The following is a 16126-nucleotide window of genomic DNA, read 5'->3' on the forward strand; positions in this document are numbered from 1 at the left end:
TGCGCTGATCCCCATTATAACCTATTCGTTCCTATTCAGTTTTTGCGCCAGTTTTTTTATGTCCGGATCTTCCGAAAACAGATTCCATATCAGCCCTGTCCGTGCATTTTCCAACATAATCGGAACAATTCCCTGATGTATGGGATCAAAATCACTGGACACCCAGTTATCTTTAAAGTTAAATTCGTCCCTAAACCCGTATTCTGTCCAAAGAAAACTTCCTAAGTTCCGATAATAGTTTTTAAGAGCCTCCATGGCGATAGTAGGTGTATATGGGTAAGTTGCAATGGCTGCCGACGGATTAAAGCGATTAACAGAAAGCGAATCGTTTCCTACATAGGGCCATAACAGATTGGTTAAACTTACGAACTGCTCACTTCTGTTCAAGGCAGCTCGGTAATAAATAGTCGACAGGGCACGCTGATTGTCAAAATAGTTCACAGAACCATCAATAGAGCTCTTGGGATTAAAGGCCAAAAAAGGCTGCTGTTGATCTATCAACGATGATTTTGCAGAACCAGCCTTTAGTTGGATCCCGTAATAGGTGCTGTCGGTCATGAAGGTGTCTCGACCGTACAACTCGGGCTTATCTTTAAGCATGATGAGCGTATCGTTAGCGGACGTCGACAGTCTGCCAATAGCCGGCCCTATATGCTTTAACGGCTGTTTAAGCCCCAATTCATACATGTTTACGTCGACGGCATGGCTCGGCGAGCTGATCGCTAACAGATAAGCGATAAAACCGCTATTATAGCCGCCTAATGGCACGGCCTTGGCAAAAGCGCAAACCGGCGACCAGGTGTTGTATAGGTGATGCCCGCTTTCATCTTTCACGAATTTTGTCCAGTCGACCACCTCCCACAAAGACGTAATAGCCTCTCGTATTGCCTTTTCGTCAGCTTCTTCTTTATTAAAATAGTTCCGCGCCACTAATAGCCCCTGCATTAAATAGGCCGTTGACTCTAAATCGGCAGCTATCTCGCAAGAATCCGTCATAATTGGTTTTCCGGACCGTCCATCAAGCAGTTCGGGAAAGGCACCGTGATAAGAGGTTGCCCGTTCTAAGAACTTAACGATTTTCTTCAGTCTGTCTAATAGCAATTGCCGCGGAATAAACTTTCGTTCTACCCCAACTACCTGGGCCAAAAGACCAACGCCCGTTCCTTTTACAGATACGTGTGCGTTGCTTGCTAACGGAGATATCTTATGCATGCCACTATTAAACTCGGTTTCATCCGTAAAATAGGCAATATGCGACTTCTCGATTACATTTAACAACTCGTCGTCCGTCGCAGACTTCGTTTCAGCAGCCTTTACGTCCGAAAAAGGTGACTCCCGGTACTGATAATCCACCCAGGCTATTTTATAATAGTATTTTACATTTGTGCGCGGAACGAAATCCGTGTATTTATTAAATGAAATAGGCCTTACCGCAACGGGCACGAAGTTTTGATTATCTTCCGATCGATATATTTTAATGTAGCGAATACTTGGTGTCAACGGCAACTGCCAGGCAATATCTACGTGTCTTTCATAAGCCTCCACAACAGAAAGAACAGCCTTGCCTGTTAACTTCATATCGGGCGTTTTACTAGGCAAAAATTCGATTTGATCTAAAAACAGACGATGTTCTTTACCGTCTCGGTCTGCACCTTGCTTAAACACAATACCGTTAATCGGCGCTTGACTATCTAAATTTCCTATTTCTTTTAAAGGAATAGCAAGTGACAGCCAAACGTTATCCTGGTAGTTCCCAATAAACGCTTGCAATTTGACTTCGTCAGACAGATTCTCTCCTTGCATGAGTTGTATTATTGGCAGCTCTGATTTGGATGTGGCACTTGAAACAAAGATTTTAAAGTGCAGCAAATCGTTGCTTTTTGGCAAGTACCCATAATCGTTGCTATAATGGACAACCGATCTCCACTCGCCCGCATTCCCAGAGACATAATCTAGCAAAAGCGAATTTCCCGGACTGAAAAAGATGCTATCGGCGACAGGGAGGTGACCGTTCATATGATTAATCCAGCTATTCCCTTCAAAAGAGGATTGTGAATAGTAATAGCTTTTTGGCATTAAACTGTTTTCAAACAACACTTCAGGGTAGTTAGATGCCGCTGCTTGAATGCTGAAAAAAGTTGCAAGTAAAAAAAAGTATATTTTGTTCATATTAGCCGTATTCTAACAGTCAAAGGTCGAAGCAAAAACCAAGCCATGGCGTTTAAGTAAGCTCCCATACAAAAAGCCCATTGCTGTTAACCGATAAAATTAGGCATTTTACCGATAAACAATGTACACCTACCTAATTCTGATAGAATCAAAGTCAAATATTCATTTATCTTTACAAAAAAAAGAAAATATGAATAACTATAAAGCTCCTCAACACAGATCAAACTCGGGCAGGGTATGGGTAGGACTTATTATTATCATCATTGGGTTTTCGATGTTATCAAATACGCTCGGCTTTATATTCGATTTTCCAAATTGGCTATTCTCATGGCCTATGTGGCTCATCGTTATAGGCTTAGTACTTGGGGCACGAAATAACTTCAAAAAGCCTTCATCCTTTATACTAATTCTTATCGGCTGTTTCTTCTTAATAGAAAGAATGTTCGATGTGAGTCTTGGCAGATTTTTTTGGCCTGCATTTATCATATTGCTTGGCTGTTGGCTGATTGCCGGCAGGAATAGAAGATATTTTTCGCCCCCGTCACCTTCGGATCCGCACACAGACCCCTACGGCGAGCGTTCAAAAAACACCGACTCATTCACCCCGCCTAAACATCCCTATCAATCGGATCTCGATTGGGATAAAAGGGTGACCAACGAAACGGACACCTCAACAGAACAAGACAATCAAGAAGGTTCGGCTTTTCAAGCCGAACCTGACACGTTTTATAATAGCGAACAATCCTCCGGAAAAATAAGTGAAGATTATATCGACTCGGTTTCTATTTTCGGACAAGTAAAAAAGAACATCTATTCGAAAGACTTCAAAGGAGGAGATATCGTTAACATCATGGGTGGAGCCGACATTAACCTCATTCAGGCCGACATAAAGCACCCGGTAATTCTGGAAGTGGTACAAATTTTCGGTGGAACGACCATCCTGGTTCCTTCTCACTGGAAAGTAAACCCCGAGATGACAGCCATTTTTGGAGGAGTGGAAGATAAACGCTTTATCAATAATGTGGCTGTAGACAATCGCAAAAACCTGATCATAAAAGGCACGTCCATTTTCGGAGGTATTACAATTAAAAGTATTTAACTGTTAAGATTCCCAAATTCAATGGCGTCAACCGCACTTATCACGTCCAGGCAAAAGCTCATTGCTATCAGCTGTGTATCGGTCTGGGTAGGCACGCTCATTATACAAACCGGCCTGCTCCTTTGGTTTGACTTTATTTTTGAGCTTGCACTCTTAGATAGTTTAGTTAGTGCTACTACTATTTCGGCCGCTTGCTATATTATCGCTAATAACTTAAATTATTATCAACCGCGCAAAGAACGTTATTTCTATATTATTATCTGGGGCCTATCATTGGCCGCCATCAGTCTCACAATCAACCGCTATATAATACAATACATTATAAAGGATAAATCTTATTTGGCTTTTCTTGATTTATCACTCCCCATAAGGTATTGTACCAACGGCTTGGTAATTGCTTGGGTCGCTATGATGCAAGTTCTATGGAACACATTACACGACCAAAAAGAAAACGAACAACGAAAAGCCGACGCAGAAAAACTTGCGCGCGAAGCAGAGCTTTATAACCTCCGACAGCAGCTCCAACCACACTTCCTTTTCAATAGCTTAAATTCTATCATTGCACTCATCGGACGAAAGCCAGAGGAAGCTAGAAATATGACCTTCCAGCTTTCTGACTTTTTACGAGGGACGCTCAGAAAAGACGACCAACAGCTGATACCGCTGAAAGATGAGATTGAACACTTAAAGCTCTATTTAGAAATAGAGAAAGTCCGCTTCGGTCATCGCCTCGATACGGATATACTTATGGAAGACTGCGAAGACTGCTTATTGCCCGCTATGATTCTGCAACCATTGGTTGAAAACGCCATTAAATATGGTCTGTATGACACCACCGGTCAGGTAAAAATTGCCATTTGGGCAAAAAAAGACGAAAATCATTTATTGGTGGCTATTCAAAACCCTTTCGATAAAGACAGCAACCTACCGCATAAAGGCACTGGGTTCGGACTAAGAGGCGTGCAACGAAGATTGTTTTTATTGTTTGGACGAACGGATTTGTTGCAAACTCACCATACAGCACATATCTTTACAAGTAATATAAAAATACCACAATATGATTAAAGCTGTTTTGATAGACGATGAACCGCTCGCTCGAAGCATCATTAGCGAGTATTTGGCCGACTATAAAGAAATACAGATTATTGAAGAGTGTAACGATGGATTCGAAGGGGCAAAAGCCATTATGCAACATCAACCGGACTTGGTTTTTTTGGATATACAAATGCCAAAAATCAACGGCTTCGAAATGTTAGAGCTCATTGATCAACAACCTCCTGTTATATTTACGACCGCATTCGATGAGTATGCCATCAGAGCCTTCGAAAAGTATGCAATAGACTACTTACTTAAACCGATCAGTAAATCGCGCTTCGATCAAGCGATAAGCAAATTCCTTCAACAACGAAATGTACAAAGTACAGTGGCACTGGAACAAACAAAAAAGATGTTGGAGACGATCAGTCCCTCCCCTTCCCTCGAACGTATCGTCGTAAAAACCGGCAATAAAATAAATGTAATCGCAGCAGATAACCTGATCTGCCTTGAAGCGGATGACGACTATGTCCATTTACACACCACAACGGGAAGCTACTTGAAGAATAAAACGATGGCTTTTTTTGAAAAAGAATTGGATCCTAACATATTTGTGAGAATTCATCGTTCTTATATAGTACGTATAGATAGCATCGTCAGACTCGAAGCCTTCGAAAAGGAAAGCCATATTGCCATCCTTAGCAACAATATGAAGGTAAACGTAAGTAAATCAGGCTATTCAAAACTTAAACAGGTTTTAGACATTTAAGATATTATTCAAATAATGCACCGATATTTGCTCATAGCCGTTTTATTTTTTGTTGGATATTTTTCATGCTCCGCTCAAGACCAAAACAGTGATACAATAGTAGATCGATTTAAAAACTTTTTCAATAGCCATCAATCAGATTCTATTTATCAACAATGGAGTCAGCAGGCAAAGGCAGCGGTATCTAAATCGCAACTTGACTCCCTACTAAACCAACAGCTTTATCCCTTGGGCAAGCTCGAAAGCGCTACCTTTCTTAAAACCGAAAACGACCTCGAGCATTTTAAACTTGCATTTTCACAAGAAACGCTGAAACTCGTTTTGGGAATTGATTCTAATAACAAAATAGGAACTTTCCTTTTTCAGCCCCTTGATGAATCCGTGAAAGAAAGCGACACAACCAGCGTACCCGCAAAAAAAGACACCGTCAGCCTGTCAAAAAACAGCTCGCCAACAACAGAAAATACGGTAGACAACTGGGTTGACTCACTTGCACTCCAATATATTAACACGCCCGGGACCTGCGGCCTTGCAATTGGTATTATACATAACGGCAAAGCAAGTTATTATTATTACGGTGAAACCATTCGGGGCAATAAGGTATTGCCAGACCAGGGAACCTTATTTGAGATTGGCTCCATTACCAAAACGTTTACGGCAACCCTTCTGGCAAATGCAACCTTGACAGACAGCATCAATCTTAACGATCCGATCGCCAAGTATTTACCCGACAGCGTAGCCCAAAATACCGCATTAGAAAAAATCAACTTTCAAAATTTAGCAACACATACATCAGGCCTTCCGCGCTTGCCCGATAATATCAACCCGAAAGAGCCTTTAGACCCTTATAAAGACTATAATAGAAACGCGCTGTTCGCTTATCTTAAAAACTATAAACAACGGAATGCACCCGATTCTGTTTACGAATACAGTAATCTCGGATACGGAATCATCGGCGAAATATTGGCCTATAAAAAGAACTCTTCCTATAATGAACTGGTGGAAAAAACAATATGCGGTCCTTTAGAATTAATCAACACTACGGAGTTTCCCGGTGGGGATAACCTCGCTAAATTTATCCCCACCTATAATGAAAAAGGAGAACTGACGCCGCATTGGCATTTTCTGGCTTTAAGTGGCGCCGGATCTTTAAAATCGACCATCCGGGATTTGCTTAAGTTTGCAGAAAGCAACATCAATATTCCCAATACAACTTTGGGAAAAGCAATAGCGCTTACGCACAAACCATCATGGCTTCTTTCCGAGACGCAAGACCTCGGCCTAGCGTGGCATATAAATATAGAAAACTTCCAAGAAATTTTTTGGCATAATGGAGGCACCTTCGGCAGCAGTAGTTTCCTGGCCTTCGCTCCTGACAAGAAAATTGCGGTTGTGGTACTGGCCAACGCCGCAAAATCGGTAGACAGCATCGGCTTTTCGCTAATAAACAACCTAATCGCAAACCACTGACCCCATGCGCAAACGCGACTAAAACGTTAATCGGTCAGCTTATGCCCATCGACTTTTTTTAGGAGATTTTCAATAACTTTGGGAAAATGCTGATGTTCCAGTTGCTGCCCTTTGAACTTCACCATCTCCAAATTGTCACCGGGTTCTATCCTAAATCGAGCTTGGTATATAATCTCTCCCTCATCAAAGTGCTCGTTTACATAATGAATAGTAATGCCAGACTCTTCCTCCTTGTTGTCCAAAATAGCTTGGTGGACACGATCTCCATACATCCCTTTTCCACCATAGGCCGGCAATAAAGCGGGGTGTATATTGATGATCTTTTCAGGAAATGCTTTGAGTAAATTTGCAGGTATCAGCCACAAAAAACCTGCAAGAACCACTAGATCGATTTGCATGCGATTTAACAACTCAACTATATGGTCTGTATGGTAGAATTCGTGACGGTCAAATACGTGAGAAGGGACTTCAAAGTTATCGGCCCGTTGCAATACATAGGCCTCAGGATTATTAGTTAATATTAAAGAAACTTCCGCATCTTGACTATATTTAAAGTGCTCCATTATCTTTTGGGCATTGGAGCCTGAGCCAGACGCAAAAATAGCTATGCGTTTTTTCATACAGTATTAATTTAACACGATGAGTCTTATCTCGTAATTTACGCCAAAGTTAACTATTATGCTGCATTTATTCTGTCGGTTGATGACATCTCAACGTAAATTTGACTTAGTCGCTCCTCGCTTTCCGTCATAATTTTTACTTTTACTTTATAATAAAATTTTATGAAACAAAATATCTATTCCTACGCTATTAACATGCTACTGGCATGTATACTCAGTGTCACTACTGCTTGTGCACAAAAAACCGGTCAGGTCCCAAAAGAGATTCCAGAATTCACCTTCTATACCGTCGACAAAGACGCCCCCTTCACCCGCAACAACTTGGCTTCTAATGGAAAAAACATAGCGATTCTCTTTTTTGATCCAGGCTGTAGTCATTGTCAGCAAGAAGTACTGGCCCTGGGAAAAAATTACAGCAACATAAAAAATGTAAACCTTTACTTGGTTGCCATGCAAGAAAAGAATCTGATCAATGCGTTTATGTCGATGTATGGGGGACAACTTCGGGATAAAAACAATGTAACGCTTTTACATGACAAAAACTATGAATTTATAGGCAAATTCAAACCCACTCAGTATCCGGCAACCTTTGTATACGGTAGTGATAAAAGACTCAAGAAATATTGGGACGGCGAAAAAAACATCGCGGAAATTATCAAAGCATTAAATCTCTAGCGTAAGGCCTACAATATCGCCTAAAACTCTATGCAAAGGCCGTGGTAACTAATCAATATAAAATGCTAACTTTGCTTTTTTTAAATCATCAGTAATGAGTCATCCCGTTAAAATTAAAAACGCATTAATTTCTGTATATTACAAGGGCAATCTAGCGCCTCTGGTTGAAGTGTTACACAGTTATGGTGTTCACTTCTATTCTACTGGAGGAACAGAGAAATTTATTAAAGATCTCAATATTCCTGTAACACCGGTCGAAGATCTAACAGGGTATCCGTCCATCTTGGGAGGCCGCGTAAAAACCTTGCACCCGAAGGTGTTCGGCGGCATTTTGGGCCGCAGGTCTTTGGCGGAAGACAAGGAGACCTTAGAAACCTATGAAATTCCAGAAATGGATCTGGTAATCGTTGATCTATATCCATTTGAAGAGACGGTGGCTTCCGGCGCGCCCGAAGAGGATATTATAGAAAAAATCGATATCGGCGGCATTTCCTTGATCCGTGCAGCTGCAAAAAACTATAATGATGTTGTTATCATATCCTCAAAAGACGATTACACAACACTGGCTGATATATTAAAGGAAAATGAGGGATATACCTCTTTAGCGCAACGAAAGTCTTTTGCAAAAAAAGCGTTCAACACCTCCTCCCATTACGATACAGCTATCTTCAAATACTTCAACCAGGAAGAGCCATTAGAGGTATTTAAATATAGTGAGCAGAAAAAGACTCCCTTACGTTATGGCGAGAACCCACACCAGAAAGGGGCTTTTTATGGCGATCTTGACGCCTTGTTCAAAAAGCTTAACGGAAAAGAGCTTTCCTATAATAATTTAGTGGATATTGATGCGGCTGTAGCACTGATAGACGAGTTCCAAGAGCCCACTTTTGCTATCCTGAAACACACCAACGCCTGCGGTGTCGCAAGCAGAAGCACGATCTTAGAGGCTTGGCAGGATGCCCTGGCCTGCGACCCTATTTCTGCCTTCGGTGGCGTATTAATCTGTAATCGCCCCATTGAACAGGATGCGGCCGAAGAAATTAATAAACTATTTTTTGAAGTGCTGATAGCGCCTTCTTTTACACCCGAAGCTCTTCGGGTGCTGGTAAGCCGCAAGAACAGGATCATACTGGAACGAAACGACATCGAATTACCTAAAAATCAATTCAAAAGTCTCTTAAATGGCATTATTGAGCAGGACAAAGATTTGGTCATTGAAGATAAGGAAGGAATGACCACGGTAACAGACCGGACGCCTTCAGAAGAAGATTATGCAAACCTGTTTTTTGCCAACAAGATCGTCAAACATACGAAATCGAATACCATCGTATTTGCAAAAAACAATCAGCTTCTAGCCAGCGGTGTCGGACAAACATCACGCGTAGACGCATTAAAACAAGCGATCGAAAAAGCGAAGTCTTTTGGTTTCGACTTACGCGGATCCGCTATGGCTTCTGATGCATTCTTTCCGTTTCCTGACTGTGTGGAAATCGCTGCTGACGCCGGTATTGCAGCCGTGCTTCAACCCGGTGGATCAATAAAAGACAAAGACTCTATTGATATGGCCAACAAAAAAGGCATATCCATGGTAACGACGGGTATCCGACACTTCAAACATTAACAGGAAAACTGTTTGTTTATCTCCTTTAGTAAAAAGACCAGCGCCATTGAGCCCTGGTCTTTCTAATTTATAGCTGCTCTAAAAATACAACCTTGCCTAAATCTGCCTGATAAACTGCATTAATAAACTGTGCAAAAGCAAGGTACTTTTCGGGCGCAAACTGCCCTTCATGCAGTATGAGCGCTCTATAGAAAAAAAGGTCATTTCCTTCCACATATAACCTCATGGTAAAAGAACCGAACTCCGTATCAAGCTCAATATTAGAAGGCTTTAGATCAACGCGATAATCTTTTGGAAAAGTAAAGACCAGCGAATCCACATCTTTATATCCGCTGTTTAAAAAGAGAGGCATTGTTCGTTCCTGCGTTGTTGGAACAGCTGCTCTTCGATTAAAAAGATTTGGAATCAGATAAATCCGCTTTCCGCTTTTCGGCGCATACCTACGGACCTCGATATTAAACCGTTCGTTTAGTTGCAGATCATGAGCTTCTTTTTGAACGTAGGTGATATTTTTAAACGCAATATTGTCCACATGGTATATTTCTTTCAACTGCTTCTCTTGTTCTATTGATGGAAGTCCCAGTACGGCAAACCGATTGTCAAATTGGTTCCCATAGAAAGAAGTGGATAACGGCCCTTTAACATCTCCTTCTTTATCTAAAACGAACCGCCCTTCTCTTTTCTGCAAATTTTCCTCCGCTGCAAAGCCCGGTGTCCGGAGCAATTTACCACCCTCTTCCGTACACGCAAACACAATTCGGTCGGCCGTGAAGCTACCCAAAAAACCAAAAGGAACTTGCTGACTTGTGCATTCCAGCCACACGATATCCTGCTCCAAAGGAACCGCTAAAATAACATGGTTCCCTTGGTTCATACTTGCAAAACTGGCATCCATATCCCGCTTAATATCTCCAGCATTTACCACGCAATAATAAGAAGAGATACCAGCTACAGATAAAAGTGATTGCATATAATTAACTAAAGCCTTACAGTCCCCATATCCTAATTGTTCGACCTGATCGGCGGCCATAGGCTGAAACCCGCCTATTCCTATTTGAACACTTACATATCGTACCTTTTGCTGAAGGTGTTTATACAGTACGCGCACTTTCTTTTTATCACTGCTTAGATCAGCCGTTAGCACGTTCACTTGAGCAATCATTTGTGGTGTCGGCTTTTGCCGTTCCATTAACAAATCATTATATACCCACTTACCGGTCTTGCCAGTTCGTATAGTTCCCCTTTTTACCATAATAATAAAACTTTTCTGGAGCAACTTTTATTCTTATTTGTTGCCGCTCGTTGGGTGGTGAAAATGGCTCTTTTTTTCTAGCCAGCAACCGGTGAACCTCCCAAGTATGTTTTTTCTGCTTATCGTTTTCCTCGTCCAAACGCTTCCCATCAAAATTCACTTCTTTAATGTTAACGGCCTCCCCTCGCCCATAGAGCAAGGTATAACTGCTCTGTTCTACTGATAGGTCCGGATATAAATTAGGAACCCAATCTGGAATAACCAGATTTTGCTTTAATTTCAATTCATAGTCATATATCACCGTAAAAGGGTATTGTGATACATTTGGAAGGAAATGCTTGACACGGTTATCCTCAAATAGCGAAAAACTGCTCACCGCGCTTTCATCAGAAAAGTCTTTCAAGCTTATTTTCTTTATTAGATTGCCGTCCTGGTCTTGAATAATGCCGTTAACGGATTTTATTTGCGTGCTCTTATCGTACAGTATGGCCAATCTCGCACGCTCATGACCTACAGAATTGAAAACTGTTAACACTTGCTTCACCCGCAAAACGACATCATTAGCCGACCGCATGTCGACAACCCATTGTTGATTTCTTATAACCGCATTGGCTCTGACTTTCAGGGCCTGCGGAATATCGGCGACGGAAAAGTGCTCTTGTGCAACCGCCTTCGTCGCAAAAAAAACAAATAACAGACTTATATAACACCTATTTAGCATAACATAGCTTCTGGATAAAGTTTCTCTAAACACCTTTTTTCTCTAAAACGACATCTGCCTTTTCGAGCTGAATAACCCGACTAAAAAGCTCCTTTAAAAATAAATATTCATCGGATGTAAAGATGGTTCTATTAAATCGAAGTGCTTGATTACAACGCAAATAATTATTATCCAATTCAATACGACTGATAAACTGTCCTCCTCGGTCGGGAAGCACCCAATTGGCGTCCGCGGGCTTTGCAGTTAATGTATACCCGGCAGGCAACGCTATATCTACGAGCACAGTCTCCTCTAATAAACTTCCAAAATCCACTGGGTAGGTCCTTTCCGCAAGAGTGAAAGGATTTTTGCCGATTTTATTGACGATAAATGGATTAAAATATAAACTGCCATTACCTAAGCTATCAAATAACTTAATGGCTATTTGATATTCTTCTACCAAACCCATATCAACTGAATCCACACCTGAAACTCGTGCCTCCCTAATCTCCATCCCGATACTTTCTTCCTTCTTTCTTTCAATATACTGCTCAATATCCGGATAATTCGCCAATTCTTTTCTTTTTAAATAGGCCGCGTAATTAAAGTTCGATATTTTCATCGTTCCTGTTAACAGCCCATCGTTGGACAGCTCGCCGGTTAAAACGTAAATAATATGCCGCTTTGCGTTTGATTTAATGTCAACCCAGTAAGAAGGCTTGCTTAGCGACAATACACGACCTTGATCATTAATACAGCGCAATGGCAGCATACCGAAGGGCAGAAAAGGATCAGATGCATCCAAAAAATAGCTTTCTCCATCTATATTTAATTTAGCAATTACATAATTGAACTCCGAGATTACCGGATTTAATTTATTAACTATCCCATGCTCTCTGGTGGAAAGAATAACTGTTTCAACGTCTAGTCCCGCAGCTGATAGCCCCGCAACTAAAGCAAGATTAATATCTGCGATATTCCCCTCATGACGCTCCAGCGCCTTCTTTATACCCAGCTCACTGAATATACCGTAATATTTGTTCCATTTAATTTGACTCCTTACCCATTCGTACACAGCCTTTGCTTTTGTAAGATCTTCCATATTTACCTCAATTATTTTCGGTAATTTGTCTTCAAATACTCCCTTTTGTTTCATCTGCCCGCCCAGAACCCGGTCTGTTAACAGCTCGCGATCGACGTTTTTCCACTCTTTTGTATAATGATGCTGGGAACCATTTCGCAAATAAACAGTAGCCAATTCAAAATAGATGGCGGATTTGAAATTGGACGCAGCGGTCATATAATCCTCCTCAATGAAAGCCGGAACGTTCTTCATTATATAGACCATCCGCGAACAATCAATCGGCCAACCAGGTAAACGAAAGCCGTCTCTTACCAACGAAGATTTTTGATCTGTTAACTTGTACGGCCCTCTCATTACAACGTTATATGTGTAAGTCGCAGGTATAATCGCCTCAAACTCACTGTTAATTTTCGGGATATCGGTCTGAAATTCCCATGTTCTGAAATTATAAATCAATGGAGAAATGAGTTGATAACTGTATTCCACTATACTGCCGTCCTGAATATTAGGCATGGTAAACTTAGTAAGTGCAACGTATTTGTTCAATTCCTCCCTATATACGTTTTTCGCGTCTAACCAAGTCTCTACCCTTCTGCCGTCGACATAGTTATACGTGACCGCTTTTAAATCTTGCAGCTGTTCAACTTTATTATCGCTAGCGCGCAAAGGAATTTGAATATTGGCCTGCTTCGGGTCCTCTTTGTTAAAGATTTTCAACTTGACATGGTGTGTAAAAACGATATTCAACTCACCCTTTTGATCGTCAAACATGAACCGTGCGGTTCCATACTCATTAAGAACAACAGCACTAGAAACGCTATCCAATTGATATTTTTTTATGGCTAATTCTTCGTTACTGATTACGCCAAAGGCGAAATCGCCGGCATAGGATCCAAAAAAGCTGCATATAAAGCAAATGCAAAGAGAAAGTCTCGTCATGAAAAAGGATTTAGATTGTTAACGAGTAAAGATAATAATTTAATGAAAGGTGGTACAATAGCAAAAGAATTTTGTAAATATTCACAAATAGTTCTCACTAAAGCAGTGAATAAGACTTCTATGCCCCTATTCTTTTTTTCTTCCTATTGTAGCATATCGGGTTCATATTGTGATATTTTTGTCTTAATTTTGCGGACTATATTCAAAGAACATTAAAAAATTAGCGAATGGGGCTATTTAACTGGTTTACTCAAGAAGTTGCCATAGATTTAGGTACGGCAAACACCCTAATAATACATAATGACAAAGTGGTAGTAGACGAGCCGAGTATTGTCGCTTTTGATCGCACCACCAATAAGGTAATTGCCATAGGTAGGCAGGCCATGCAAATGGAGGGTAAAACCCACGACAATATAAGAACGGTACGACCATTGAAAGATGGCGTAATAGCCGATTTCAATGCTGCTGAATATATGATCAGGGGCATGATAAAAATGATCAACAATGGAAAGGGCTGGTTTTTTCCCTCTCTAAGGATGGTGATCTGTATTCCTTCCGGAATTACGGAGGTTGAAAAACGCGCTGTCAGGGATTCGGCAGAGATCGCGGGCGCTAAGGAAGTATACTTAATTCACGAACCTATGGCCGCTGCTGTTGGTATCGGTATTGACGTGGAGGAGCCTATGGGAAATATGATTATTGATATCGGTGGCGGTACAACGGAGATTGCCGTCATTGCCCTTTCCGGTATTGTTTGCGATCAGTCCATTCGCGTAGCAGGCGACAACTTTGATTCTGATATTGTGCAATACATCCGTAGGCAGCACAACATCATGATCGGCGAGCGGACAGCCGAGAAAATCAAGATTGAGGTCGGTGCGGCCCTACCTGAACTACAGGATCCGCCAGCTGATTTTGCCGTTCAAGGACGAGACTTAATGACGGGCGTACCTAAACAAATTACGGTATCTTATACAGAAATTGCCCATTGTCTGGACAAGTCTATCTCTAAAATAGAAGAAGCGATCTTAAAAGCTTTAGAGATTACGCCTCCCGAATTATCAGCAGATATTTACCAAACCGGTATTTATTTAACGGGCGGTGGTGCATTGCTCCGTGGTTTGGATAAAAGGGTTCAAGCGAAAACTAAATTGCCTGTTCATGTTGCCGAAGATCCTTTAAGAGCTGTAGTAAGAGGTACCGGCATTGCGTTGAAAAACATAGGCGGTTACAAGTTTTTAATGCAATAGCGGTTTCATCAATGATGGCGTACGTAAATGTCTTCGCAGGTACGCCAATTACTATAATTCCAAATAAGATATGCGTAACCTTTGGATATTCATTAGCAAGTACAACAACTTCTTTTTGTTTATCCTGTTTTTCAGTACGTCTGTTGCCCTAATTGTGAAGAACAATAGCTTTCAGCGAGCGAGTGCGTTGAATTCGTCCAACACATTTATCGGCGGGATCTATCAGAAGATAGACAACTTTACGCAGTACTTAAATTTAAAGCAAACAAATAAATCCCTGTCTGAAGAAAATGCTTACTTGAGGAGCCGACTAAAAAGCTCATTGTACAGCAAATTGGTCGAACAGGATTCGGTTTTAGATTCACTCGGCGAGACGCAGTACACCTATATCGTAGCGCGCGTAATCAACAACAGCATTCACCAAAAAAATAATTACCTTACCATTAACAGAGGCAGTGAAGAAGGTATAACGAAAGGAATGGGCGTAATTTCTTCACATGGCATCGTTGGTATTGTACTGAACGTTTCACCGCATTTTGCCACTGTTCAATCTTTATTGCATACAGATACCAAAGTAAGTGCTAGCTTAGCAAACAGCAATGCCTTTGGCTCGCTGGTTTGGGGTACAGAAAACTTCGACTCACGTAAGGCCATTTTAAAAGATATTCCTAATCATGTCAAAGTGCAACCTGGCGAAGAGGTGGTTACTTCCGGCTACTCCCTATTTCCATCCGGCATCTCTATTGGGAGAGTCATAGCGGTAGGTAAAAGCGGCGACAGCTTTCTGGATATTGAGGTGAAGTTGAATAACGACTTTAATACGTTGCAATATGTTTATGTGATTAACGACCGACTATCGCATGAGAAACAACAGCTAGAAAGAGACACGATAATTTCAAATGAGTAGGATTTTACTTTTAAATATCGTCCGTTTTATAGTGCTGATCACTATGCAAGTATTCCTTTTTAAGAATATGGGATACTATAATTTAGCCACTCCCTATCCCTATGTGCTTTTCCTGCTTATGCTTCCTTTAGGCATGCCTAAGTGGTTACTGTTCGTTATTTGCTTTTTTACCGGTTTAATTGTCGACGGCTTTTACGATACCTTAGGGGTCAATGCTGCGGCTTGCGTTACTCTGGCCTTTTTACGCACAACATTCATCAGCCTGACGGTTCAATTGGAAAATCATGAAACATTCGCCACACCGAGTATCGGAGAAATGTCTTTTCGATGGTTTTTTATTTATTGTCTCGTGTTGGTATTTTCTCATCATTTCGTTTTAAGCTTATTGGAAGCTTTCACATTCAGCAACTTCCATTATACGCTCATTCGTACGGTTTTAAGTTGTATATTTACTGTACTATTAATTTTACTTTTTTCTTTACTTTTCTATCAAAGGAATAAACGCTCGTTTTAGAACAGCGTTTTCTTACATTGAA

14 protein-coding genes are annotated in these 16126 nt (G+C 41.1%); 9 read left to right on the plus strand and 5 right to left on the minus strand.

Annotation, left to right across the window (positions count from 1 at the left end; all coding sequences use genetic code 11):
• Positions 1-21 precede the first annotated feature (21 nt).
• Positions 22-2169, minus strand: a complete 2148-nt coding sequence (locus tag EPX21_RS16535) for a glucoamylase family protein (protein WP_134090803.1) — start codon at positions 2167-2169, stop codon at positions 22-24.
• Positions 2170-2359: 190 nt separating this feature from the next.
• Here EPX21_RS16535 and EPX21_RS16540 point away from each other — a divergent pair, with 190 nt between their 5' ends.
• The 4 genes from EPX21_RS16540 to EPX21_RS16555 are packed head-to-tail and all read left to right on the plus strand — an operon-like array spanning position 2360 to position 6542.
• Entirely contained in the window at positions 2360-3268 is a 909-nt protein-coding gene (locus tag EPX21_RS16540; protein WP_166670793.1) for a LiaF domain-containing protein, read from the plus strand.
• A gap of 21 nt (positions 3269-3289) precedes the next feature.
• Entirely contained in the window at positions 3290-4333 is a 1044-nt protein-coding gene (locus EPX21_RS16545) for a sensor histidine kinase (RefSeq protein WP_134090805.1), read from the plus strand.
• A complete protein-coding gene (locus tag EPX21_RS16550; protein WP_134090806.1) occupies positions 4326-5072 on the plus strand; it encodes a LytTR family DNA-binding domain-containing protein in 747 nt (248 codons plus the stop codon). The genes EPX21_RS16545 and EPX21_RS16550 overlap by 8 nt, the downstream gene beginning before the upstream one ends.
• Before the next feature lie 15 nt (positions 5073-5087).
• Positions 5088-6542 (plus strand): serine hydrolase, encoded by a 1455-nt coding sequence (locus EPX21_RS16555; RefSeq protein WP_134090807.1) that lies wholly within the window; start codon positions 5088-5090, stop codon positions 6540-6542.
• A gap of 26 nt (positions 6543-6568) precedes the next feature.
• On the opposite strand, the gene purN is transcribed toward EPX21_RS16555, so the two are convergent.
• The gene (gene purN, locus EPX21_RS16560) at positions 6569-7162 is read right to left on the minus strand and encodes a phosphoribosylglycinamide formyltransferase (RefSeq protein WP_134090808.1); all 594 of its coding nucleotides are present in this window, start codon (positions 7160-7162) and stop codon (positions 6569-6571) included.
• Between the two features lie 162 nt (positions 7163-7324).
• On the opposite strand from purN, the gene EPX21_RS16565 reads away from it, so the two are divergent.
• Together EPX21_RS16565 and purH are read left to right on the plus strand one after the other, a co-directional pair.
• On the plus strand, positions 7325-7837 hold the full coding sequence (locus EPX21_RS16565; RefSeq protein WP_134090809.1) for a peroxiredoxin: 513 nt from the start codon (positions 7325-7327) through the stop codon (positions 7835-7837).
• Between the two features lie 94 nt (positions 7838-7931).
• Positions 7932-9458: a bifunctional phosphoribosylaminoimidazolecarboxamide formyltransferase/IMP cyclohydrolase gene (gene purH, locus EPX21_RS16570; protein WP_134090810.1), complete on the plus strand. Its 1527-nt coding sequence runs from the start codon at positions 7932-7934 to the stop codon at positions 9456-9458.
• Between the two features lie 67 nt (positions 9459-9525).
• Here the strand turns inward: purH and EPX21_RS16575 are convergent, their stop codons facing one another.
• Genes EPX21_RS16575 through EPX21_RS16585 form a run of 3 tightly spaced genes read right to left on the minus strand, consistent with a single transcriptional unit; the run spans position 9526 to position 13433 of the window.
• Positions 9526-10647, minus strand: a complete 1122-nt coding sequence (locus tag EPX21_RS16575) for a hypothetical protein (RefSeq protein WP_134090811.1) — start codon at positions 10645-10647, stop codon at positions 9526-9528.
• Between the two features lie 22 nt (positions 10648-10669).
• Positions 10670-11431, minus strand: a complete 762-nt coding sequence (locus EPX21_RS16580) for a DUF3857 domain-containing protein (RefSeq protein WP_134090812.1) — start codon at positions 11429-11431, stop codon at positions 10670-10672.
• A gap of 25 nt (positions 11432-11456) precedes the next feature.
• A complete protein-coding gene (locus EPX21_RS16585; protein ID WP_134090813.1) occupies positions 11457-13433 on the minus strand; it encodes a DUF3857 domain-containing protein in 1977 nt (658 codons plus the stop codon).
• A 227-nt stretch (positions 13434-13660) separates the two neighbouring features.
• Here EPX21_RS16585 and EPX21_RS16590 point away from each other — a divergent pair, with 227 nt between their 5' ends.
• The 3 genes from EPX21_RS16590 (at position 13661) to EPX21_RS16600 (ending at position 16104) form a co-directional block, all read left to right on the plus strand.
• Positions 13661-14683: a rod shape-determining protein gene (locus EPX21_RS16590; RefSeq protein WP_134090814.1), complete on the plus strand. Its 1023-nt coding sequence runs from the start codon at positions 13661-13663 to the stop codon at positions 14681-14683.
• A gap of 70 nt (positions 14684-14753) precedes the next feature.
• Complete coding sequence (gene mreC / locus EPX21_RS16595) at positions 14754-15590, plus strand: rod shape-determining protein MreC (RefSeq protein WP_134090815.1); 837 nt, start codon at positions 14754-14756, stop codon at positions 15588-15590.
• A complete protein-coding gene (locus EPX21_RS16600; RefSeq protein WP_134090816.1) occupies positions 15583-16104 on the plus strand; it encodes a rod shape-determining protein MreD in 522 nt (173 codons plus the stop codon). The genes mreC and EPX21_RS16600 overlap by 8 nt, the downstream gene beginning before the upstream one ends.
• Positions 16105-16126 lie beyond the last annotated feature (22 nt).

This window comes from Olivibacter sp. XZL3 (assembly GCF_004368405.1).
GTDB lineage: Bacteria > Bacteroidota > Bacteroidia > Sphingobacteriales > Sphingobacteriaceae > Olivibacter.

Bases quoted from the DNA above. Each gene is read 5' to 3' on its own strand.
- EPX21_RS16535 (WP_134090803.1), bottom strand. From the start codon at position 2,169: ATGAACAAAATATACTTTTTTTTACTTGCAACTTTTTTCAGCATTCAA.
- EPX21_RS16540 (WP_166670793.1), top strand. From the start codon at position 2,360: ATGAATAACTATAAAGCTCCTCAACACAGATCAAACTCGGGCAGGGTA.
- EPX21_RS16545 (WP_134090805.1), top strand. From the start codon at position 3,290: ATGGCGTCAACCGCACTTATCACGTCCAGGCAAAAGCTCATTGCTATC.
- EPX21_RS16550 (WP_134090806.1), top strand. From the start codon at position 4,326: ATGATTAAAGCTGTTTTGATAGACGATGAACCGCTCGCTCGAAGCATC.
- EPX21_RS16555 (WP_134090807.1), top strand. From the start codon at position 5,088: ATGCACCGATATTTGCTCATAGCCGTTTTATTTTTTGTTGGATATTTT.
- purN (WP_134090808.1), bottom strand. From the start codon at position 7,162: ATGAAAAAACGCATAGCTATTTTTGCGTCTGGCTCAGGCTCCAATGCC.
- EPX21_RS16565 (WP_134090809.1), top strand. From the start codon at position 7,325: ATGAAACAAAATATCTATTCCTACGCTATTAACATGCTACTGGCATGT.
- purH (WP_134090810.1), top strand. From the start codon at position 7,932: ATGAGTCATCCCGTTAAAATTAAAAACGCATTAATTTCTGTATATTAC.
- EPX21_RS16575 (WP_134090811.1), bottom strand. From the start codon at position 10,647: ATGGAACGGCAAAAGCCGACACCACAAATGATTGCTCAAGTGAACGTG.
- EPX21_RS16580 (WP_134090812.1), bottom strand. From the start codon at position 11,431: ATGCTAAATAGGTGTTATATAAGTCTGTTATTTGTTTTTTTTGCGACG.
- EPX21_RS16585 (WP_134090813.1), bottom strand. From the start codon at position 13,433: ATGACGAGACTTTCTCTTTGCATTTGCTTTATATGCAGCTTTTTTGGA.
- EPX21_RS16590 (WP_134090814.1), top strand. From the start codon at position 13,661: ATGGGGCTATTTAACTGGTTTACTCAAGAAGTTGCCATAGATTTAGGT.
- mreC (WP_134090815.1), top strand. From the start codon at position 14,754: ATGCGTAACCTTTGGATATTCATTAGCAAGTACAACAACTTCTTTTTG.
- EPX21_RS16600 (WP_134090816.1), top strand. From the start codon at position 15,583: ATGAGTAGGATTTTACTTTTAAATATCGTCCGTTTTATAGTGCTGATC.